A 22,337-nucleotide genomic window follows, 5' to 3' on the forward strand; every position below is an offset into this window, starting at 1 on the left:
TCGCATCACTATGATGACAAATGATCCATTTGAGTTAGATTTAACGGCTTTAATTTGCCCCACGTTTTGCAACCCGGACATTGCCAATGCAGGGTCTTCGCTGCATAACCGCAATGACGACATTGATATTTAGGCATATTGCGCATCACGCGCTTCAAGGTATCAATCATCAAACGCCACGGCAATAAATCAGGATCTTGCGCATCTGGATCCCGGCCTTTTATTAACTCTGCCCATTCTAAATCTAACCATTCTTGTAAGGCATACAAAGAAGGTTGCTGAGTTAATGCTGCACGCAAATAATTTCGGGCCGCTTCCAAACCTTCTTGCTGTTGCAAATAATGCACATAACCACGAATAAAATAACTTTGACGATAATCCCGATTAAATCGGTGCATTTGTTTTTCAAATTGCTGTAACGGCGCGCCTGCTTGCAAGCATTGTAAAATGCGCGGCAATACTTCCGGCAAAAATTCTTCTTCTTGTTCAAACAAGCGTAAATACTGGCGCAGCGATTTTTCAAAATCACCATTTTTAAAATAAGTATCGCCTAGTAATAAAGTTGCACGTACCGAGCGCGCATCCGTATCCAATGCTTGTGAAATACTTTGCAAAGCCTTATCGGGCTGACCACGGCGCAACCACACTTCTGCACGCTCGCAATACATATGCGCCAAGATCGCAGCATGCTCAGGATCATTGGCGCTGGTTAAACGCTCAGCCATTTGTATAGCTTGATCCCAATCACTTTCTCGTTGATATACTTCTAACAATAATTTTGTCGCATCCGTTTCACGCACACGCTGTTTCAGTAAATCTTGAAAAATACTTTCAGCGCGATCAAATAAACCCGCGTGCATATAATCACGGCCCAACTCCAACAATGCAGTTTGGCGTTGCAACACACTTAATAAAGGCCGCGCTAATAAATCCTGATGAACACGAATCGCGCGCTCTACTTCTCCGCGCCGACGAAACAAACCGCCTAAAGCAAAATGTATTTCGACAGTTTTTGCATCGTCTTCTGCTAAGCGCAAAAATACATCTAAAGCTTGGTCAGGTTGTTCATTTAATAAATAATTTAAGCCACGAAAGTATTCGGGCGCAAGACGCGGATTAATTTGATTAAACCGTTTATAACTGCGCCACGCAGCAAACCAACCACTAGCGGCGGCTAATGGCAATAAAAGGATCCATAGCCAATTCTCGCTCAGATAGTATCCTTTACAAAAAATTTGTTTTGTTTAATGGAGAAGAGCAGAAAAAATAACTGACACACAGCACGCGCAGCAATGTTTAAACAATTTTTCTTATCAATCCGAAGCGTTATTATCATCCAGATCATCATTTACAAGTTCACGTAATTCTTTGCCTGGCTTGAAATGCGGTACATATTTACCCGATAAGGCAACCGATGCACCTGTTTTTGGATTACGCCCTATGCGTGGCGGGCGAAAATGCAAACTGAAACTACCGAATCCTCGGATTTCAATTCTTTCGCCCGACGCAAGAGTGCGGCTCATGTATTCCAATAAACTTTTAACCGCCAGTTCGACATCTTTGTAAGCGAGATGGCCTTGCTTGCGCGCCAGTGCCTCGATTAGTTCCGATTTCGTAACCGTGATTAAGTCTTCTTGTTCAATCATGAGCCTGCTGTTTCCATATCAGAACCTGCAGCAGCGAATTATTCGCCGTTGGCTCCTAACTGTTCCTTAAGTAAATCACCTAAAGAACTTGAAGCAGGACCGCTGGTGCGAGTGTAATCTTGCATAACAGCTGCTTCATCATCTGTTTCTTTCGCTTTAATCGACAAATTAATTACGCGATTTTTGCGATCAATATTGATGATTTTAGCTTCAACAGCATCGCCTACTTTTAATATCGTAGTTGCGTCTTCAATGCGATCTTTCGATAACTCAGAAGCACGTAATATCGCTTCTACGCCTTCGATGATTTCAATGGTCGCTGCTTTAGCTTCAACACTAATAACTTTACCGTTGATGACCGTGCCTTTTGGATTATCCGCTAAGAATGCTGAGAACGGATCATTTTCAATTTGCTTAACGCCTAATGAAATACGTTCACGTTCTGGATCAACGGACAAAACAACCGCTTCTAAATCATCACCTTTCTTGTAATTACGCACAGCGTCTTCGCCGGTATCATCCCAAGACAAATCTGACAAATGCACTAAGCCATCAATGCCGCCATCTAAACCAATGAAAATACCAAAATCGGTAATTGATTTAATTTTGCCACTGACTTTGTCATTCTTATTATGGGTTTTCGCAAACTCTTCCCAAGGATTAGGATGACATTGCTTCATACCCAGTGAAATACGACGACGTTCTTGATCAATGTCTAACACCATGACTTCGGCGTCATCACCTAATGTAACAACTTTAGAAGGATTAACGTTTTTGTTGGTCCAATCCATTTCTGAAACGTGCACCAAACCTTCAACGCCTTCTTCAATTTCCACGAAGCAACCATAATCAGCAATGTTGGTCACTTTACCAAACACGCGACTACCTTCTGGATAACGGCGCATCAAATCAACCCACGGATCTGCGCCGAGTTGTTTTAAGCCGAGTGATACACGATTTTTCTCGCGATCGAATTTAAGAACTTTAACTTCGATTTCATCATCAATGCTGACGATTTCTGAAGGATGATGAACGCGTTTCCACGCCATATCAGTGATGTGCAACAAACCATCGATGCCACCTAAATCTAAGAATGCGCCGTAATCAGTTAAGTTTTTAACTACGCCTTTTACAACCATGCCTTCTTCAAGATTTTTCAACAATTCATCGCGTTCCGCGCTGTAATTGCCTTCAACAATCGCACGACGTGAAACGACAACGTTGTTGCGACGACGATCCATTTTGATAACTTTGAAATCTAAAACCTTGCCTTCTAAATGGGTAGGATCGCGTACTGGACGCACATCGACTAATGAACCCGGCAAGAATGCACGCAAGTCTTGAATTTCAACGGTGAAACCACCTTTTACTTTACCGGTGATAATGCCTTGTACAGATAAATCTTTTTCGAATGCGGCTTCTAATTCACGCCAGCTTTGTTGACGCTTCGCTTTTTCGCGCGATAAACGTGTTTCACCAAAACCATCTTCGACAGTATCAAGTGATACCTCAACACTATCGCCAATCTGAACTTCAATCTGACCATTCAAATCAAGAAACTGTTCTAAGGGAATCAAACCCTCGGATTTTAAACCAGCAGAAACAACAACAAAATCACTGCGGATATCGACAACCTTAGCAAAAATAATCGAGCCAGGTTTCATTTCGGTTTGAACAAGCGACTGTTCAAATAACTCAGCAAAACTTTCCATCATTAAAAACTACCTATAAGGAATTACACACGACTCAGATGCCTATTCAAGAAGCTCTCTCGCACTACAACACCTAAATGTATTAGGTAGAAAATAGGCAGAGGATTAAAACAGGCGAACGCCTTGTAACTGGTCACGGTTGTTAAAAATATTAACCATCATCCTGACAGCTAACGCTAAACCTTCAGAAGCGTTATACCAACATGCGTTGTTGCGCAGTTGCTAACACCGTTTGACAAACAAGGGAGATACTCATCGTTGTGGTATCCAGCACCATCGCATCGTCAGCCGGCTTAAGGGGCGAAGCTGCGCGTGAAATATCCCGTGCATCCCGCGCCTGTATATCTTCCAAAAGGCCGGCGAGATTAGCATCAAAACCCTTGCTATTCAACTGCTTATAGCGTCTTAGGGCGCGTTCTTCAGCGCTGGCAATAAGGTAAAACTTTAACGGCGCATCCTGGAAAACCACGGTTCCCATGTCGCGCCCATCTGCCACTAAGCCTGGCTTTTGACGAAAATCACGTTGTCTTTGTAATAAAGCGGCGCGCACCGCCGGAATCGCGGCGACTATAGAGGCAATTCGGCCGGTTTCTTCAGTGCGCAGCGCCAAACTGACGTTTTGACCTTCCAAATACGTCACGACCCCTTCTTTATCCACCGCATTATCAATCGCAAAGCGCACGTCTAATTCAGCGGCAATTTTGCTGACCGCGGCAGCATCGTCTAAGGACACCGCGTATTTTTCAGCCGCCAACGCCGTTAATCGATACAAAGCACCCGAATCTAATAAATGCCAGCCCAATTGCTCGGCCAGCCATTTAGCAATCGTGCCTTTACCAGAACCCGAAGGCCCATCAATAGTAATTACAGGAACCGTCATGCAACGCTCACTTGTAAACCACAGCCTTGCACCAAAGGCACAAAGCCAGGAAATGAAGTATTAATGTTTTCACAATCCAATATATGGATAGAACCTTGCGCGCGCAAGGCAGCCATAGCAAACGACATAGCAATACGATGATCGCCATGCGAATTAATTTCACCACCGCCGAATGCGCCGCCTTCAATCACGATGCCATCAGCCGTGGGTTCGGCATTAATGCCCAACACGCGCAAGCCATCGGCCATTACTTGAATGCGATCACTTTCTTTAACGCGTAATTCTTCTGCATCAGTTAACCGCGTAACGCCTTGTGCACACGCGGCGGCAATAAAAATCGCTGGAAACTCATCAATCGCAAGCGGCACTAAATGTGTGGGAATATCTATACCGACTAATTCACTGCCACGCACACGCAGAGTGCCCACTGGTTCGCCGCTTAATAATGTTTCATCTAACACCGTAATATCCGCGCCCATTAATCGCAAAATATCAATCACGCCTGTGCGTGTAGGATTTAATCCAACCCGTTCAATTAATATATCAGCGCCCGGTGTAATCGCTGCCGCCACCATAAAAAATGCTGCGGATGAAATATCACCCGGCACTTCAATCGTAGTCGCTATCAAACGTCCTTGACCTTGTAAGCTCACGCGATTCGCGCTGCGCGTAATCGCATAACCAAATGCGTGCAACATTCGCTCAGTATGATCACGCGTAGGCGCAGGTTCAGTAACAGCCGTAATATTTTGCGCATATAACCCCGCTAATAACACACACGATTTTACTTGCGCACTCGCCATGGGCATTACGTAATCAATGCCGCTTAACAAAGCATTACCTTTAATGCGCAACGGTGGCTTGCCATCAACACTATCAATGTGCGCACCCATCACTTGCAAAGGTTCAATCACGCGACGCATCGGACGTTTTGCTAATGAACTATCACCGGTTAAAACGCTGCTAAATTTTTGTCCCGCTAAAATACCGGCTAACAAACGCATCGAGGTGCCAGAGTTTCCTAAATACACATCACTAGCAGGCGCAGATAAACCATGCAAACCCACACCGCGAATCGTTAAACAACCGTCAACCGGATCCGTGATCTGCACACCCATAGCGCGAAACGCGCGCAAGGTATTTAAACTATCTTCGCCTTGTAAAAAACCACTAACGTGTGTCGTCCCTTCTGCTAAAGCGCCTAACATAATCGAACGATGTGAAACCGATTTATCACCCGGCACGCGCACACGTCCACGCCATTTTGCAAACGCTTCATTACCGGCTTGTACGATTAAATTTTGCATATTAATGATTGACTCAAAACTAAAATATAAAAAACTGGAAAAACTAAAAATTAAACTGTTCACGCACCGCTTTAGCACGCGCAAAAATGATTTCTAAACTATCGCCATCACCCTTTTCGATGGCGGCATGTAATTCGCTCAAATCACTTTCATAGGCTTTTAAAGCTTGCAAAATAGCATCGCGATTATATAAACAAATATCTCGCCACATCACCGGATCGCTCGCAGCAATGCGCGTGAAATCGCGAAAGCCGCCCGCCGCAAAACGAAAAATTTCTTGTGCGTCTTTTTGTTTCGCCAAACTATCAACCAAACCAAATGCCAAAATATGCGGTAAGTGACTGGTTTCAGCCAATACTAAATCATGATGTTCAACCGTCGTGACTTCAACCACTGCACCTGCGGCTTGCCACATCGCCTGCACGCGCGCACGCGCCCAATCTGCGGTTCGCGTAACCGGCGTTAACACCACACGACGATTTAAATACAACTCGGCAAAAGCAGCGCTAAAGCCACTTTTTTCAGTGCCCGCAATAGGATGACCCGGTACAAAATTTTCTGGGACATGTCCAAATACGCGTTGCGCAATATTTACTACGCAGGCTTTCGCGCTACCCGCATCAGTCAACACGGTATCCGGCGTTAAATAAGGTTTGATTTGTGCAAATACATTTTCAAATGCGCCCAAGGGTACAGCCACTAAAATCACATCTGCATCTTGGCATTGTGCGTAATCATCAGTCGCTATATCAATTATACCAGCCGCTTGCGCGGCAGCTAAACGTTTCGCATCGCGGCCAATGCCCACCACGGTTTGTACATACGCATGTTTTTTTAAAGCCAGCGCTAAAGATCCGCCGATGAGACCCACACCCACAATGCAAAGTTTTTTAATCACGCAGCACCTGTGTATGGATTGATGAATGTTACTGAAATGTTCGAATATTTTTCTACAAAAACTATAAAGCTGCTTTGGGATAAGAACCCAAAACCTTAACCATAGCTGCTTCTTTTTCTAGTGCGCGCAACGCACGTTGCAACACCGAGCTTTCATGATGACCTTCAATATCAATAAAAAACACATATTCCCACGCGCCTTGACGTGAAGGCCGCGATTCAATCCGCGTCATGCTGCATTCATGATCAGCCAAAGGCTTTAACAAACTATATAAAGCACCGGATTTGTTTTTGGTTGAAACCATTAATGATGTTTTATCGTCACCGGATTCTGCAATCGTCTGCTGGCCTATGACTAAAAACCGAGTGGTGTTGTCCGGCTCATCTTCAACATTATTCGCCAAAATATTTAACGCATAAATCGTTGCAGCATGAGTGCTGCCCAAGGCAGCGGTTGCAGAGTTCTTAGCAGCTAAACGTGCCGCTTCAGCATTACTAGCAACCGCCACACGTTCAGCCTGTGGCAAATGCGTATTCAACCATTCGCGGCATTGCGCTAAGGCTTGTTGATGCGCATAAATAGTTTTAATGGCAGTGAGTTGGTCTGCAGTACTTAAAACATTATGATGCACGCGCAACAATACTTCGCCGCACACTCTTAAAGGCGATTGCAGAAACATATCTAAGGTATGTGTAACGGCGCCTTCGGTAGAGTTTTCAACGGGCACAACACCGTATGCCGCACTGCCCGCTTGCACTTCACGAAATACTTCATCGATCGCATTCAACGGCACCGCAGTAACGCTTTGACCAAAATGTTTTAAAGCAGCTAATTGTGTAAACGTACCTTCAGGACCCAAATACGCTACACGCAATGGTTGTTCTAATGCTAAACACGCCGACATAATCTCGCGAAATAATCGCGCCATCACATCAGCAGGTAAAGGACCTTGATTGCGTTCTTGCACCGCGCGCAAAACTTGAGCTTCACGTTCGGGTTTATAAAAATTGCCGTCGCCCGCTTGATGTTTAATTTGGCCAATCACTTGAGCACACTGCGCACGTTCATTAATTAACCGCTGAATATCGCTATCCAGTTGATCAATTTTTTTGCGCAGAGTGTCTAGTTCGTTCATGCGTTACATCACACGCAGCGTTAACACACCGCTGATTTTTTGGATTTGCGCTAAAATTTCTTCGCTTAATTCTGAGCTCACATCCATTAACGTATAAGCAACATCGCCACGTGACTCATTTACCATGCGCACAATATTAATATTACTTGCGCCTAATACGCGCGAAATTTGGCTTACCATGTCAGGACGATTTTCATTGACTACTGATAAACGCTGCTCTGCGGCACGCGGTAATTGTACGGTAGGAAAATTCACCGAATTTTTAATATTGCCATTTTCTAAAAACTCGCGAACTTGATCGGCTACCATGATGGCGCAATTTTCTTCCGCTTCTTCGGTAGAGGCACCTAAATGTGGCAATGTAATAACGCGATCATTACCAATTAATTCTTTGCTAGGAAAATCAGAAATGTACGCATACACCTTGCCGGATTTCAAACCTTCCAAAACAGCTTCGTCATTCACAATGTTTTCGCGCGCAAAATTCAATATCACGACACCGTCTTTCATATTGCGCAGACGTTCGGCGTTTAACATATTGCGAGTAGCGTCCATCAAAGGTACATGGAACGTAACGAAATCGGATTGCTGCAAAACGTCATCTACACTGGTGGCACGTTTTATATCTGACGATAACATCCACGCATTTTGCACAGTAACAGCGGGATCATAACCAATAACATTCATTCCCAATGCACGCGCAGCATTCGCCACCAATACACCTATCGCACCTAAGCCGATTACACCTAAAGTGCGGCCTGGTAATTCAAAGCCGGCAAATTTCTTTTTGCCTTCTTCGACATCTTTATTTATTTTAGCGTCATCACCTTCTAACTTTTGCGTATAGGCCCATGCTTGGCAAATATTGCGACACGCTAAGAACATCCCGGTTAATACCAATTCTTTTACCGCATTTGCATTGGCGCCTGGCGCATTAAATACCACAATGCCTTTTTTGCTCATTTCTTCAACAGGAATATTGTTAACGCCGGCGCCGGCACGACCAATCGCTTTTAAATTAGCGCCAACGGCAAAACCCTGCATTTTAAAAGAACGCACTAAAATAGCGTCGGGGTCTTTAATTTCATCAGAGATTTCGTATTGACCACGTGGCAAACGATCTAAACCTTTAGACGAAATATTATTCAAAGTTAAAATTTTCTGTTTCATAACAACTCGTTAAATTAAATAAGTAATAAAAATTAAGCGTTAGTTTTTTCAAATTCGCGCATAAACTCAATCAGCGTATCCACACCGGCTTCGGGCATTGCATTGTAAATACTGGCGCGCATGCCGCCCACTGAACGATGACCTTGCAAAGTCGTTAAACCACGCGCTTCCGCTTCTTTCAAAAACGTTTTGTCTAATTCCGCATTTGCCAATACAAAAGGCACATTCATCCACGAACGACTCGCAACTTCTACGGGATTACTATAAAAACTGGATTGATCAATCGCGGCATATAACTTCTGCGCTTTGCGCTGATTGATGTCAGCCATTTTTTGCAAACCGCCTTGCGCTTTTAACCATTTAAAAACCAAACCTGCTAAATACCAAGCATACGTCGGCGGCGTATTGCTCATGGAATCGGCTTCTGCCAACGTTTTATAATCAAACAAAGAAGGTGACGGTTTAATAACATCGCCCATCAAATCTTCACGCACGATCACAACGACCAAACCCGCCGGGCCGATATTTTTTTGCGCGCCTGCGTAAATCAAACCAAACTTAGAAACATCAATCGGCCGCGATAAAATCGTTGAAGACATATCCGCCACTAAAGGCATGTCGCCAACGTCAGGCGTCCAATGAAACTCTACGCCACCAATGGTTTCATTCGGCGTGTAATGTAAATACGCAGCGTCTTTATTTAGCTTCCACGTATTAAACGCCGGTATGCTGGTGTAGTTAGTCGCTTCCGCATTCGCAACAACATTCACATCGCAATAACGCTTCGCTTCTTTAATAGCTTTTTCCGACCATTGACCTGTATGCACATAATCAGCCGTTTTTTTGCCGCGCAACAAATTAGAAGGAATCGCCGCGAACTGTAAAGTTGCGCCGCCTTGTAAAAACAATACTTTGTAATTCTTAGGAACATTCAACAAATCACGCAAATCTTGTTCGGCTTCTGCGGCAACAGAAATGAATTCTTTGCCGCGATGACTTAATTCCATAATAGAAGCGCCACTGCCGTGCCAATCTACCATTTCATTAGCCGCTTGCTGCAACACTGCTTCCGGCAATACTGCCGGACCTGCACTAAAGTTATATACGCGTTTCATTCACTTACACCTCAAAAATAAAAATCTTCCAGCGGGTTATTCTGCTTCACCGCTATCATCGGCAACCAATTCGTCGTCGATAATCTTGTCATCATTCATCGTTGCATCCACAGGACTCGCATCCGCAACCATTAATTCATCGGCTTCTTCGTCACCTGTATCCATAATACGTTCGATCTCAACTAATTTTTCGCCTTCATCTAAACGAATCAAACGTACGCCTTGTGTGTTACGACCCATTTGCGAAATATCAGTTACTGGCGTTCTCACTAACACACCACCATTAGAAATCAACATCGCTTGATGTTCTGGTTTAACCGAGACGGCGCCAATCACTGCGCCATTACGTTCAGTGGTTTGAATTGAAACCACGCCTTGGCCGCCACGACCTTGCAATGGATAATCTTCTACTGGTGTACGTTTGCCGTAACCATTTTCAGTCGCGCACAATACATCCGCACCCGGCTCAGCAACTAACAAAGCAATCACCTGTTGATTATCGCCAATGCGAATACCACGCACACCTGCTGCGGTTCTACCCATCGAACGCGCATCGGTTTCATTAAATTTAATCGCCTTACCGGTGCTAGAACACAAAATAATTTCTTGTTTACCGTCGGTTAACGCCACACCAATTAATTGATCGCCTTCGCGAATATCAATTGCGCGAATACCACTATTACGCGGCCGCGAAAAATCTGATAACGGCGTGCGTTTTACCGTGCCATTACTGGTTGCCATAAAGATGAATTGATCTTCGGGGAATTCACGCACCGCTAACATCGCATTAATACGTTCGTCCGCTTCTAATGGCAATAAATTCACCATTGGCTTACCGCGTGCAGAACGACCTGCGACCGGCAACTCATACACTTTTTTCCAATACAATTTACCGGCACTAGAGAAACACAACAATGTGTCATGTGTGCTCGCTACAAATAACTTATCAATAAAATCTTCTTCTTTCATCGCCGTAGCCGCTTTACCGCGGCCACCGCGTCGTTGGGTGCGATAATCAGACAACGGTTGCGCTTTGGCATAACCGGCGTGTGATAAGGTCACCACGACTTGATCTTCAGTAATTAAATCTTCAACGGTTAAATCTGTTTGATTGATTTGAATTTCAGTCCGACGTTCATCACCGTATTCAGCGACCAACGCTAACAACTCATCACGGATAACCTGCATTAGACGTTCCGGATTCGATAAAATATCCAACAAATCACGAATGCGTTCTAGCAACACACCGTATTCTTCTAAAATTTTATCTTGCTCAAGTCCTGTCAAACGATGCAAACGCAAATCTAAAATCGCTTGCGCTTGAGTTTCTGACAAATGATAACCCGCGGCAGTCAAACCATATTTTGCGGCTAAATCATCAGGCCGCGATACGTCCGCGCCAGCACGACTGAGCATTTCGCTGACCATGCCTGAACGCCAGGTTTTTGTTACCAGCGCTTCTTTCGCAGCAGCCGGACTATTAGACGATTTAATTAAAGCGATAATTTCATCGATATTAACTAATGCAACCGCCAAACCTTCTAAGGTATGCACACGTTCGCGTGCTTTGCGTAATTCAAACAAAGTACGGCGTGTAACTACTTCACGCCGATGCTTAACAAAGGCTTGTAAAATTTCTTTTAAATTTAATAATTTTGGTTGGCCATCAACCAGCGCCACCATGTTGATACCGAATACGGTTTGCAACTGGGTATGCGCATATAAATTATTTAAAATAACTTCGCCGACTTCACCGCGCCGTAATTCAATCACCACGCGCATGCCGTGTTTATCTGATTCATCGCGAATTTCAGTAATGCCTTCCACTTTCTTTTCACGAACCAGATCGGCAATTTTTTCTAACAAACGAGCTTTATTAACTTGATACGGCAATTCAATAATAACAATGCGTTCTTTGCCGGTTTTTTCGTCTTTTTCAATCGCAGAACGCGCACGTACTTGCACGCGACCACGACCCGTGCGATACGCTTGGCGAATGCCGCTAGCACCATTAATAATGGCGGCCGTAGGAAAATCCGGGCCCGAAACGTATTCCATTAACTGACCAATATCTAAAGCAGGATCATCAATCAATGCAATGCAAGCACTGACAATTTCGCGCAAATTATGCGGCGGAATATTGGTCGCCATGCCCACCGCGATACCGGAGGAACCATTCACTAATAGATTAGGTACGCGTGCAGGAAATACCACGGGCTCACGTTCTGAGCCGTCATAGTTTTCAACGAAGTTAACGGTGTCTTTATCAAGATCAGCCAACATTTCATGCGTTAGTTTTGCCATACGCACTTCGGTATAACGCATTGCCGCGGGTGCGTCGCCGTCTACTGAACCAAAGTTACCTTGGCCATCGACCAACATGTAACGCATGGAAAAGGGTTGCGCCATCCGTACCATGGCTTCATACACTGCCGAGTCACCGTGCGGATGGTATTTACCAATCACGTCACCGACAACCCGGGCGGATTTTTTATACGCTTTGTTGTAATCGTTACCCAACTCGCTCATCGCATATAAAACGCGACGATGCACCGGCTTTAAGCCATCGCGCACATCAGGTAAAGCGCGTCCCACGATCACGCTCATGGCGTAGTCCAAATAGGACTGCCGCATTTCATCTTCTAAATTTATTGGGAAGAGTTCTTTTGCAAAATCAACCATGTATCGCCAAGCCCACGTCTAACGAACTAAAAAAACGGAGAAAAAAACCCGAACACAAAACAGGCGCAACTTTACCACAGCTTGGGGGGGTACGGGAGACGCTTAAGCCCCTGAAAAGACCTTATATAGCGGCTGACTTTGAGTTTTTTAGCAAAGCACGTTTTTTATTTCGGCCGAAGCCGCCGGTTGCGCTCAGGAACTACACGACAACATCGAACAACCCGCCTTATGTCGCGCCCAATCGGGACGTTTTGCACTAAAGGCAGCACGGTCTGTTTGTTCATTATAAGGATGGCGCAGCACCGCTAACAATTCCTCGATCATCGTCACATCACCCTGCTCGGCCAACTCGATGGCCTGTTGCGCCAAATAATTACGCAACACAAAACGAGGATTAACGCGATTCATGCGTGCTGCGCGCGTTATCAACGCATCGGGTTCTGCGCGTAAACGTAGGGCGTATCGCTGCAACCACTCGGTAAACGGCGCAGCAAATTTTTGGTACAAATCATCACGGTAAAATGCGGGTTGAATAGTCGCTAACTGCGGTGCAGCACTATCTATAGTCGCTAAGCACCGAAAAAATTCCGTCATATCCACTTCGGCTGACTGCATCAAATCAAACACCGCTTCTACTAATGCGGCATCTTCTGCTTGCCAGGTTAGTAAACCAAACTTCGCTGCCCACATGCTAGTAAACGCTTGCGCATACACTTCATCAAAATGTTCTAAGCCCGCTGCGAATATCGCCTCATCTTTTACCAAAGCATTTAAAGCCGCCGCTAAACATTGCAAATTCCACTGCGCAATGTGCGGCTGCCGCCCAAAACAATAACGCTTACCTGACGCATCCGTCGTGTTAGGTGTCCAGCCAAAATCAAAATTATCGACCCAACCATACGGGCCATAATCAATCGTTAAACCTAAGATCGACATATTGTCGGTATTCATCACGCCATGCACAAAACCCACACGCATCCATTCCACCACCATGCGCGCAGTGCGTGCGCAGATTTCTTTAAACCATGGTTCAATTTTATTATCGTGTTCATTAGGGTGCAGATTTTTTAAATGCGGAAAATCGCGATCAATCGTGAAATCAACTAACTGCTGCAAAATATCTAATTCGCCACGCTGCGCAAAAATTTCAAAATGGCCAAAACGAATAAACGATGGCGCAACGCGACACACAATCGCACCCTGCTCCGCGTGCGGATGGCCATCGTAAAACATATCGCGCATCACATCATCACCCGTTGCAACTAAACTTAATGCACGCGTCGTCGGCACACCTAAATGAAACATCGCCTCACTGCATAAAAATTCGCGAAGAGATGAACGCAACACCGCGCGACCGTCAGAGTTACGCGAATACGGCGTAGGCCCCGCGCCTTTTAATTGCAACTCATAACGCTCACCGCGTTGATTAAGTACTTCACCTAAATAAATCGCACGACCATCACCTAATTGCCCCGCCCAATGACCAAACTGATGACCGCCATAACACGTCGCGTAGGTTTGCATGCCAGGTAATAATTCATTACCCGCAAACACCGCCGCAAAATTATTCGCACGAATATCTGTTTCTTTTAAATCCAACAACTGCGCAACTTCCGGTGAATGCGCCAACAAACGTGGCGCAGCGACAGGCGTCGGCGCAACCGCAGACCAACACACGCCTTTCACTTGACGTGAACGCGCGCTGTTTTCTACATCGCCGGGCAATTCTTGAATAAAGCGATTATCGAATTTTAAATCGAGCATGAATTTTCCTGAAACTTAACTGCTGCTTAAATTTACGTGACAGATTATTTGCGGATCAAGCGAGTCTGATCTCATTGATCAATCCTTAAGTGGGCTAACACAACCCCTTTCGAAGTGCTCGTTAAAGCAGGGTAAGTTCAGACTCGATTGATCCGTTATTAAATCGCTAGAAGCCCGATTTAACCAAAATTCGTTTTGCATAATTATGTCCTTGTTTAGTACATTAAACTTGAAGCTGTTCATTCAATAGTGCAATGGATCTTGGAGCATGGACATGCTTGATGCATCCATACGTTAATAAATATTATTTAATTTAATATCGCCGCTAGTTTTCCTAAAGCTGGTTTTTCAATCACACCTCGTTCGGTGACTAATACATCAATAAGTTCTGCTGGCGTAATATCAAACACTGGATTCCATGCATTAATGTTTTCTGCGTCAATGAGATGCCCATTCAAAGTTAATATTTCGGTGTTGCTGCGTTCTTCTATGTGAATTTGTGCGCCTGACGTTAACGACAAATCCACTGTGGATGATGGCGCGACTACCATGACTTTTACACCATGATGTTTTGCTAGTACTGCTAAACTATAAGTGCCGATTTTATTCGCGACATCGCCATTCGCGGTGATGCGATCAGCGCCGACAATAATCCAATCGACTTTTTTTTGTTGCATTAAACTTGCGGCGGCGCCTTCGCAGATTAATGTGACAGGAATATTATCGCGACTTAATTCCCATGCGGTTAAACGTGAGCCTTGTAACCACGGTCGCGTTTCATCTGCGTAGAGCGCACCGATTTTGCCAGCGCGATGTGCAGTACGAATCACGCCAAGCGCGGTGCCATGTCCGGCAGTGGCAAGTGATCCTGTATTGCAATGCGTTAATACGCCACATTGATCATTTAAATACGCGGCACCCCACTCGGCCATGCGGTAATTCGCAGCTAAATCTTCGGCTTCAATATTACGCGCTGCATTTTCTAATAATTGCAACACATCGGGTGCATTGATATTTTCAAGAATGCATTGTTGCATGCGTGTGACTGCCCATTGCAAATTAACCGCGGTAGGTCGCGCCGCGACTAATTGGATTAAATCGGCTTGAATGAGCTGCGTCCACGTTTGTGGGTTTTGTGCATAACGTTGTTGCGCGGCAAGCACGACGGCATACGCGGCGCAAATGCCAATAGCAGGTGCACCGCGCACACGCATGTCATGAATAGCGGCCGCTACTGCTGGTAGATCTGATAATGTTTCCCAGATCTCTGCTTGTGGCAAACGCCGTTGATCTAATAAAAGCAAATGATCGTGGCGCCACACAAACGCGCGAACATCGTTTTTGACATTAGTATTATTTAAGCTTGCATTCATTACAGCGCACTCGTTAAGCTAGATGCCCCCACTATACCAAAATCACTGTATCCATCACTATGGGATGAAAGCCATGCAGGGCTATTTTCTAGGCGCATCTTTAATATTATTAGCAAGCACTGCCTCGTCTGCAGTAGAAACGCCGTCGATCACAATGCCGGTGGTAGCAAGTGCGTGTCAACTGCCTAAATCACCTACGATTCCTGATGGTAGCCATGCTACTGACGCTCAATTAGAAGACGCAATAATCCGTATTAAATCTTTTCAAGCGGATTTAATGGATTACCGTCAATGTTTACAAAAAGAAGAAACCGCTTTTGGTGAAGCGCTGAACGCTGCGCAAAAAGATTATATCGCTCAGTTATATAACTCCTCAGTAGATACTGAAGCGTCAATCGCCGCTAATTTCAACGCGCAAATTAAGATTTTCCGCGAAACGCAGGTTGTAAAATAACGGCCGATACCGGTGTCGTGGTTTTTAATACTTGCTTTAACACGCGCTTCAAATCATCGCCTCGATACGGTTTTTGCACAAACCCTGCCAAACCTTTACCGGTAAAACGTCCGGTGGCTTCTTGTTCGTCGTAACCCGTTGATAACACCACGGCAACATCAGGATTAATTTTTCGAATTTCATTAAACACTTCTTCGCCGGATAGTTTCGGCATCGTCATATCTAAAATCACCGCACGAATACGACTAGCATTTTGCCGAAACACCTCTACACCCGCCGCGCCATCCGCAGCAGTTAACACTTCAAATCCCCAGTTTTGTAAAAAGGTTTGCGCTAACTCACGAATAGTCGCTTCATCATCAACGACTAACACAACGCCGTGACCGCGCCATTGATCCGACACGCGCTGCGGTTTGTTTAAATGGCGTGCGAGTTCCGTAGACGGCGGAAAAATCACCGTAATAGTAGTGCCTTGACCTGGTTGACTGCGCACGCGAATTCCCGCGCGATGCCCACGAATAATCCCCATCACCGCCGCTAAACCCAAACCCCGACCAGTAGATTTAGAAGTGAAAAAAGGATCGAACATTCGTTTTTGTATTTCAGGTGACATACCACAACCGGTGTCACTGACTTCTAAATAAACATAACTACGCGGCAATAAACTTTCGCCATAAAATTCATTGAGTCTATCCATACCAAAATATTCTTCGCCGGATTTCATCGTAATCACACCGGATTGTTCTTGCAAAGCATCTGATGCATTAGTGATCAAATTTAATAACACTTGGCGTAATTGTGTAACATCCGCATCCACTGCTGCTGCATCGGTTTGCAATCTCAGATCTAACTCCGCTTTTTTGGAAATAGAAATTTCCAAAAGATGTCGAATGTCATTCGCGATTTCAGCCAGATCAACCGGCATAATAGTGAAACGTCCTTTACCGGAATAAGCTAACAACTGTTTACATAAATCCGCCGCACGCTCACTGCCGCGCAACACTTCATGCAAATAATCTTGCGCTACGACATCCGTCAATATGCGTTGCTGCGCTAAATCCGCAAAACCCATGATGCCGGATAACAAGTTATTAAAATCATGCGCAATACCACCCGCTAATACACCTAAACTTTCCATCTTCTGAGCTTGTTGAACTTTCGCTTCCCAGCGTTTGCGTTCTATTTCAATTTGTTTGCGTTCTGTAATATCAATCAAACTACCGCGAATTAACCGTCGGCCTTCACCCGGCAGCCGCACTAAACGCACTTCACAAATCACATCGCCGCCATCGGCATCATGATGCAACCATTCAAAATGAGGTGTCTGGCCATTCAGCGCTGCGCTGACGTATTCACGCGCAGCATCTTTCGAAGGACGACCATCGGGTTGCAAGATAGGACTTAATTCAAAAGGCCGCATGCCCAATAATTTTTCCATCGGTGTTTTAAATAACACTTCGGCATTCGTGTTTAAATCCACCACTCTATTTTTATCAACATCAAATACCACGCAGGCTTCTGGCGCATGCTCGACTAACGCACGATAACGTTCTTCACTTTCGCGCAACGCTCGTTCGGTTTCGCGTTGTTCAGTCATATCACGCGCGGTGGCTTGGCATTCAGTGAAAACGCCGTCTTCAAATAAAGCTCGAATCGTCCAACGTTGATATTTCATGCCCAAGGATGTCATTACCCAACACTCTAAATGACAGCTGGGCATGTGTTGATTTAAGCGCGCTAATATCCGCAACACGCGCGCGCGATCAGACTCATGAATGAAATCAAAAAATCGTTGGCCTAACAGTTGAGTTGCGCTGCGATCAAAATAAAAACAAAACGCGGCATTTACAAAAGTGAGTTCGCCACTGGCGCGGAAACGCCAAATTAATTCGGCTTGGTCTTCGATTAAATTACGATAAAAGGCTTCACTTTGTCGTAAAGCTTCTGCCACGCGGGCATATTGATTTAATAAGATTTGTGCAATCAAGGATAACAAGAAAACACCGAGCGCCAAACCGACTAATAAATTGGAATACCACGTGTCGGTGGCACTGTAATCGAAGAACGGGGCGGAAAATTCCAAGCCAAGAATACCGGCGGAGAACAACAAACCCCAATAAAAAACCCAACCCGTCCAAAAACGGGGTGCTAGAGAAAATCTAGCCTTACTAAAATTTAATCCTAGCATGCTCACTCCCTTGTGCCTCATGTCCTTTATTTCTAGCCCACTGCGATAATTTAAAACATCACAATTGACTGAAGTTCATCATATCCAGATTAATCGCGCCTGTCTTGCAGAAGATAGTGGACATCTTATGATGTGCTTTGTGTAGAAACGGTCACTCACATAACTATCAAGCTGTTTATTTTGCGCTGATAAACCCGCCGTCAAACTGTATTTTTGTTCATGTTCATCGCATTTCGCAAAATAGTTAACCCCCAAACTCACAACTTCGACAGTAAATAAAAAAAAGCCCGCTGTGTTCTTGTCATAAGGAACAATAACTTGGAAAATGGCGCCCCCTTGGGAGCGCCTTCCCTAATGATCCCTTAGTGATCGGAGAGCAGTTTTGAAACCGACAGATATTTCGAACCCTGAATATTTCCATAAAGTAATTGATTGCCAACTTGCCTGCCCTGCACATACGCCGGTTCCCGAATACATTCGGTTAATCGCTGCAGGTCGTTATACCGATGCTTATATGGTGAACTGGGAGTCCAACGTATTTCCCGGTGTGTTAGGTCGTACCTGCGATCGCCCTTGCGAACCGGCTTGCCGTCGTGGTCGAGTCGATGAAGAACCGGTGGCCATTTGCCGTTTGAAGCGTGTTGCTGCTGATAATAAAGGCGACATCAGCGCGTTATTACCTAATATTCCCACCACTAAAAATGGCAAGCGTGTTGCGGTCATCGGTGCGGGACCTTCTGCATTAACCGTATGCCGCGATTTAATGCCGCATGGTTATGAAATTGATTTGTATGACGCTAACGCCAGTGCGGGTGGTTTTATGCGCAGCCAAATTCCTTCTTTCCGTTTACCGGAAGAAGTTTTAAATCAAGAAACCGGCTACATTTTGGACATGGGCGTAAAAAGCGTCTTTAACCACTATGTCAGTAGCTTAAAAGATATTCTCGCGAAAAATTACGACGCTGTTTTTATCGGCACTGGCGCACCGCGCGGTCGTGATTTAAAACTAGAAAATCGTGATCACGTCACCAGCAATATTCATGTGGGTATTGAATGGTTAGATAGCGTGGCTTTTGGTCATATCAAAACGGTTGGCAAACGTGTCATCGTTGTGGGTGGTGGTAACACCGCGATGGATTGTTGTCGTACGGCACGTCGCATAGGCGGTGAAGATGTAAAAATCGTAGTGCGTTCAACCTTCGAAGATATGAAAGCATCGCCTTGGGAAAAAGAAGATGCGATGCACGAAGACGTACCTTTCTACTGCGAGCATTCACCCAAAGCTTACATCGTTAAAGATGGCAAATTAGTCGGCATGAAATTCGAAAAAGTCGCTTCTAGCTACGATGCTAATGGCAAACGTCAATTAGTTGAAACCGGCGAAGAAGTTATTTTGGAATGTGATGATGTCATCATGGCAGTCGGCCAAGAAAATGCATTCCCTTGGATTGAACGTGATCAAGGCGTGGATTTTGATAAATGGGGCATGCCGGTTGTTAATCAAACCAGTTTCCAATCAACTAATAAGAAAGTGTTTTTTGGCGGCGACGCCGCTTTCGGTCCCAAAAATATTATTACCGCTGTTGCGCATGGCCACCAAGCCGCTGTTTCTATTGATTTGTTTTTGCGCGATATTGATGTTTTAACCCGACCTGCGCCCAACGTTAATTTAGTTAGCCAAAAAATGGGCATCCATGAATGGAGCTATGACAACGGCGTCACCAACGACGATCGTTTCAAAGTGCCACATGCAGAAAAGAAACAAGCGTTGAGCAGCATGAAAACCGAAGTCGAACTCGGTTTTAGTCGCGAGATTGCTTACAAAGAAGCAGAGCGTTGTTTGAATTGTGATATTCAAACTACCTTCACTGGCAGTCGCTGTATTGAATGTGATGCATGCATGGACATTTGTCCCACCAGCTGTATTAGTTTTACGGCTAACGGTGAAGAAACGGAATTGCGCACTCGTTTGCAAGCACCCGCCAATAATCTCACGCAAGATTTATATGTTTCAGAAGATTTAAAAACCGGACGTGTCATGGTTAAGGATGAAGACGTTTGTCTGCATTGTGGTTTATGCGCAGAGCGTTGCCCTACTGGCGCTTGGGATATGCAGAAATTCCTTTATCAAGTCACGAAGGCAGGTACCTCTACATGCACAAAATAAAAGCCCTCAACGACTTTGTTATTAAGTTCGCCAACATCAACGGCACGGGTTCTGCGAGTGCGAATAGTATGTTTGCGAAAGCTATATTTCGCATGGGCATTCCAGTAAGCCCGCGGAATATTTTCCCGTCGAACATTCAAGGTTTGCCAACTTGGTACGAAGTGCGCATTAGCGAAAAAGGTTATTTAGGTCGTCGCGGCGGCATTGATGTGATGGTCTGCATGAATCCACAAAGCATGGCCAAAGACGTTGCTGAAGTTGAAGCCGGCGGTTATTTTGTTTATGACTCTAGCAAGCCTTTAGACATTCAATATATTCGCAAAGACATTCACTATATTGGCATTCCGTTCACGCAAATTTGTTTGCGCGAATACAGCGATCCACGTCAACGCCAATTATTTAAAAATATTATTTATGTCGGCTCATTGGCGGCTTTGTTAGATATTGAATTCAAAGTATTACAAGATTTGGTATCGGAACAATTCAAAGGCAAAGAAAAACTTATCGCGCCGAACATTCATGCAATGGAACTCGGTTATCGTCACGCTCAAGAAAATTTCGAATGCCCATTACCCGTACGCTTAAAGCGTTGCGACAATGTCGGCAATCAAATTTTAATCGATGGCAACACGGCCGCAGGTCTAGGTGCTATTTATGGCGGCGCAACTGTTGCCGCGTGGTATCCGATTACACCATCAACATCGGTAGTTGATGCATTTGAAAAATACACACGGCGTTTGCGTATTGATCCAGGCACTGGCAAAAAGAACTATGCGATCGTGCAAGCTGAAGATGAATTATCAGCTATGGGCATGGTCATCGGCGCAATGTGGAACGGCGCACGCGCGTTCACCGCCACCAGCGGTCCCGGCGTTTCACTGATGACAGAATTTTTAGGCTTAGCGTATTTCGCGGAAATTCCCGTAGTGTTAATTAACGTGCAACGTGCAGGTCCTTCCACCGGCATGCCTACACGCACACAACAAGCCGACGTTTTAGCGGCAGCGTATGCGTCACACGGTGATACTAAACAAGTTTTATTATTCCCATCGAATGCTAAAGATTGTTTTGACATGACCGCGCAAGCATTTGATCTAGCCGAACGTTTACAAACGCCGGTTATTCTCATGACCGATTTAGATTTAGGTATGAATGATACCTTGTCACCGCCGTTTGAATGGGACGACAGTCGCACCTATGATCGCGGCAAAGTTTTAAACGCGGAACAATTAGATAAGATAGAAAAATTCGGTCGTTATTTAGATGTTGATGGCGATGGTATTTGTTATCGCACTTATCCTGGCACGCATCCTAGTAAAGGTGCTTTCTTCACGCGCGGTACGTCACGTGATGAATATGCGGTATACACCGAAGACGGCGCCGCCTACTTGCGCAACGTTGAACGTTTACTGAAAAAATGGGAAACCGCTAAAGATCATGTGCCTGCACCGGAGTTATATGCAGAACGCAATCCCGGCACTGCCGATGGCGTATTGTTCTACGGCACCAGCGCTTCATCAACGTTAGAAGCACTTGATATATTAGCGGGTGAAGGCATTGAACTCGATGCTATTCGCGTTAGAGCATTTCCGTTCAATCAAGATGTGCAGAAATTTATTGACGCGCATCAACGGGTATTTGTTATCGAACAAAATCGCGATGCACAATTGCGCAGCTTATTGTTAATCGAAAACAATGCCGATCCGCAAAAACTTATTTCACTATTGCATATCGATGGCACGCCAATTATGGCGCGCAGCATCGCCGCGCAATTACGTAAATATTTCGATTCGAATGTTACCCCGCTGCGCCGCAGTGCTAAATCAGCAGGTTAAAAGGAATACGC

The 22,337-nt window shown here is 45.0% G+C and carries 16 protein-coding genes; 3 read left to right on the forward strand and 13 right to left on the reverse strand.

Annotation, left to right across the window (positions count from 1 at the left end; translation table 11 throughout):
* Positions 1–8 precede the first annotated feature (8 nt).
* The 12 genes from lapB to mtnA all read right to left on the reverse strand — a co-directional run bounded on the left by lapB (position 9) and on the right by mtnA (position 15,682).
* Positions 9–1,184: a lipopolysaccharide assembly protein LapB gene (lapB, locus tag H0W44_04925; protein MBA3581780.1), complete on the reverse strand. Its 1,176-nt coding sequence runs from the start codon at positions 1,182–1,184 to the stop codon at positions 9–11.
* Between the two features lie 129 nt (positions 1,185–1,313).
* Positions 1,314–1,646 carry an integration host factor subunit beta gene (locus tag H0W44_04930; GenBank protein ID MBA3581781.1) on the reverse strand — a complete coding sequence of 111 codons (333 nt, stop codon included), beginning with the start codon at positions 1,644–1,646 and terminating at the stop codon, positions 1,314–1,316.
* Between the two features lie 38 nt (positions 1,647–1,684).
* Entirely contained in the window at positions 1,685–3,361 is a 1,677-nt protein-coding gene (rpsA, locus tag H0W44_04935; GenBank protein ID MBA3581782.1) for a 30S ribosomal protein S1, read from the reverse strand.
* Between the two features lie 190 nt (positions 3,362–3,551).
* The gene (locus H0W44_04940; protein ID MBA3581783.1) at positions 3,552–4,238 is read right to left on the reverse strand and encodes a (d)CMP kinase; all 687 of its coding nucleotides are present in this window, start codon (positions 4,236–4,238) and stop codon (positions 3,552–3,554) included.
* On the reverse strand, positions 4,235–5,545 hold the full coding sequence (gene aroA, locus H0W44_04945) for a 3-phosphoshikimate 1-carboxyvinyltransferase (GenBank protein ID MBA3581784.1): 1,311 nt from the start codon (positions 5,543–5,545) through the stop codon (positions 4,235–4,237). The genes H0W44_04940 and aroA overlap by 4 nt, the downstream gene beginning before the upstream one ends.
* 43 nt (positions 5,546–5,588) lie before the next feature.
* On the reverse strand, positions 5,589–6,443 hold the full coding sequence (locus H0W44_04950; GenBank protein MBA3581785.1) for a prephenate dehydrogenase/arogenate dehydrogenase family protein: 855 nt from the start codon (positions 6,441–6,443) through the stop codon (positions 5,589–5,591).
* A gap of 61 nt (positions 6,444–6,504) precedes the next feature.
* Positions 6,505–7,578: a prephenate dehydratase gene (pheA, locus tag H0W44_04955; GenBank protein MBA3581786.1), complete on the reverse strand. Its 1,074-nt coding sequence runs from the start codon at positions 7,576–7,578 to the stop codon at positions 6,505–6,507.
* A 3-nt stretch (positions 7,579–7,581) separates the two neighbouring features.
* Positions 7,582–8,748, reverse strand: a complete 1,167-nt coding sequence (locus H0W44_04960; GenBank protein ID MBA3581787.1) for a phosphoglycerate dehydrogenase — start codon at positions 8,746–8,748, stop codon at positions 7,582–7,584.
* Positions 8,749–8,780: 32 nt separating this feature from the next.
* Positions 8,781–9,863, reverse strand: coding sequence for a 3-phosphoserine/phosphohydroxythreonine transaminase (gene serC, locus H0W44_04965; protein MBA3581788.1), 1,083 nt, complete (start codon positions 9,861–9,863; stop codon positions 8,781–8,783).
* Positions 9,864–9,899: 36 nt separating this feature from the next.
* Positions 9,900–12,545: a DNA gyrase subunit A gene (gene gyrA, locus H0W44_04970; GenBank protein ID MBA3581789.1), complete on the reverse strand. Its 2,646-nt coding sequence runs from the start codon at positions 12,543–12,545 to the stop codon at positions 9,900–9,902.
* 192 nt (positions 12,546–12,737) lie between these two features.
* Positions 12,738–14,309, reverse strand: coding sequence for a YdiU family protein (locus H0W44_04975; GenBank protein MBA3581790.1), 1,572 nt, complete (start codon positions 14,307–14,309; stop codon positions 12,738–12,740).
* Positions 14,310–14,617: 308 nt separating this feature from the next.
* The gene (gene mtnA / locus H0W44_04980; GenBank protein ID MBA3581791.1) at positions 14,618–15,682 is read right to left on the reverse strand and encodes an S-methyl-5-thioribose-1-phosphate isomerase; all 1,065 of its coding nucleotides are present in this window, start codon (positions 15,680–15,682) and stop codon (positions 14,618–14,620) included.
* 73 nt (positions 15,683–15,755) lie between these two features.
* Here mtnA and H0W44_04985 point away from each other — a divergent pair, with 73 nt between their 5' ends.
* Positions 15,756–16,136, forward strand: a complete 381-nt coding sequence (locus tag H0W44_04985; protein ID MBA3581792.1) for a hypothetical protein — start codon at positions 15,756–15,758, stop codon at positions 16,134–16,136.
* On the opposite strand, the gene H0W44_04990 is transcribed toward H0W44_04985, so the two are convergent.
* Positions 16,102–18,324, reverse strand: coding sequence for a PAS domain S-box protein (locus H0W44_04990; protein MBA3581793.1), 2,223 nt, complete (start codon positions 18,322–18,324; stop codon positions 16,102–16,104). The genes H0W44_04985 and H0W44_04990 overlap by 35 nt on opposite strands.
* A 382-nt stretch (positions 18,325–18,706) precedes the next feature.
* Here H0W44_04990 and H0W44_04995 point away from each other — a divergent pair, with 382 nt between their 5' ends.
* Both H0W44_04995 and H0W44_05000 read left to right on the forward strand, forming a co-directional pair.
* The gene (locus H0W44_04995; GenBank protein ID MBA3581794.1) at positions 18,707–20,491 is read left to right on the forward strand and encodes an FAD-dependent oxidoreductase; all 1,785 of its coding nucleotides are present in this window, start codon (positions 18,707–18,709) and stop codon (positions 20,489–20,491) included.
* Positions 20,479–22,326 carry a 2-oxoacid:acceptor oxidoreductase subunit alpha gene (locus tag H0W44_05000; protein MBA3581795.1) on the forward strand — a complete coding sequence of 616 codons (1,848 nt, stop codon included), beginning with the start codon at positions 20,479–20,481 and terminating at the stop codon, positions 22,324–22,326. The genes H0W44_04995 and H0W44_05000 overlap by 13 nt, the downstream gene beginning before the upstream one ends.
* Positions 22,327–22,337: the final 11 nt, after the last annotated feature.

The organism is Gammaproteobacteria bacterium (assembly GCA_013817245.1).
GTDB lineage: Bacteria > Pseudomonadota > Gammaproteobacteria > HTCC5015 > HTCC5015 > JACDDA01.

Bases quoted from the DNA above. Each gene is read 5' to 3' on its own strand.
- H0W44_04990 (MBA3581793.1), bottom strand. From the start codon at position 18,324: ATGCTAGGATTAAATTTTAGTAAGGCTAGATTTTCTCTAGCACCCCGT.
- gyrA (MBA3581789.1), bottom strand. From the start codon at position 12,545: ATGGTTGATTTTGCAAAAGAACTCTTCCCAATAAATTTAGAAGATGAA.
- H0W44_04985 (MBA3581792.1), top strand. From the start codon at position 15,756: ATGCAGGGCTATTTTCTAGGCGCATCTTTAATATTATTAGCAAGCACT.
- H0W44_05000 (MBA3581795.1), top strand. From the start codon at position 20,479: ATGCACAAAATAAAAGCCCTCAACGACTTTGTTATTAAGTTCGCCAAC.
- rpsA (MBA3581782.1), bottom strand. From the start codon at position 3,361: ATGATGGAAAGTTTTGCTGAGTTATTTGAACAGTCGCTTGTTCAAACC.
- H0W44_04940 (MBA3581783.1), bottom strand. From the start codon at position 4,238: ATGACGGTTCCTGTAATTACTATTGATGGGCCTTCGGGTTCTGGTAAA.
- mtnA (MBA3581791.1), bottom strand. From the start codon at position 15,682: ATGAATGCAAGCTTAAATAATACTAATGTCAAAAACGATGTTCGCGCG.
- H0W44_04975 (MBA3581790.1), bottom strand. From the start codon at position 14,309: ATGCTCGATTTAAAATTCGATAATCGCTTTATTCAAGAATTGCCCGGC.
- H0W44_04960 (MBA3581787.1), bottom strand. From the start codon at position 8,748: ATGAAACAGAAAATTTTAACTTTGAATAATATTTCGTCTAAAGGTTTA.
- pheA (MBA3581786.1), bottom strand. From the start codon at position 7,578: ATGAACGAACTAGACACTCTGCGCAAAAAAATTGATCAACTGGATAGC.
- aroA (MBA3581784.1), bottom strand. From the start codon at position 5,545: ATGCAAAATTTAATCGTACAAGCCGGTAATGAAGCGTTTGCAAAATGG.
- H0W44_04930 (MBA3581781.1), bottom strand. From the start codon at position 1,646: ATGATTGAACAAGAAGACTTAATCACGGTTACGAAATCGGAACTAATC.
- serC (MBA3581788.1), bottom strand. From the start codon at position 9,863: ATGAAACGCGTATATAACTTTAGTGCAGGTCCGGCAGTATTGCCGGAA.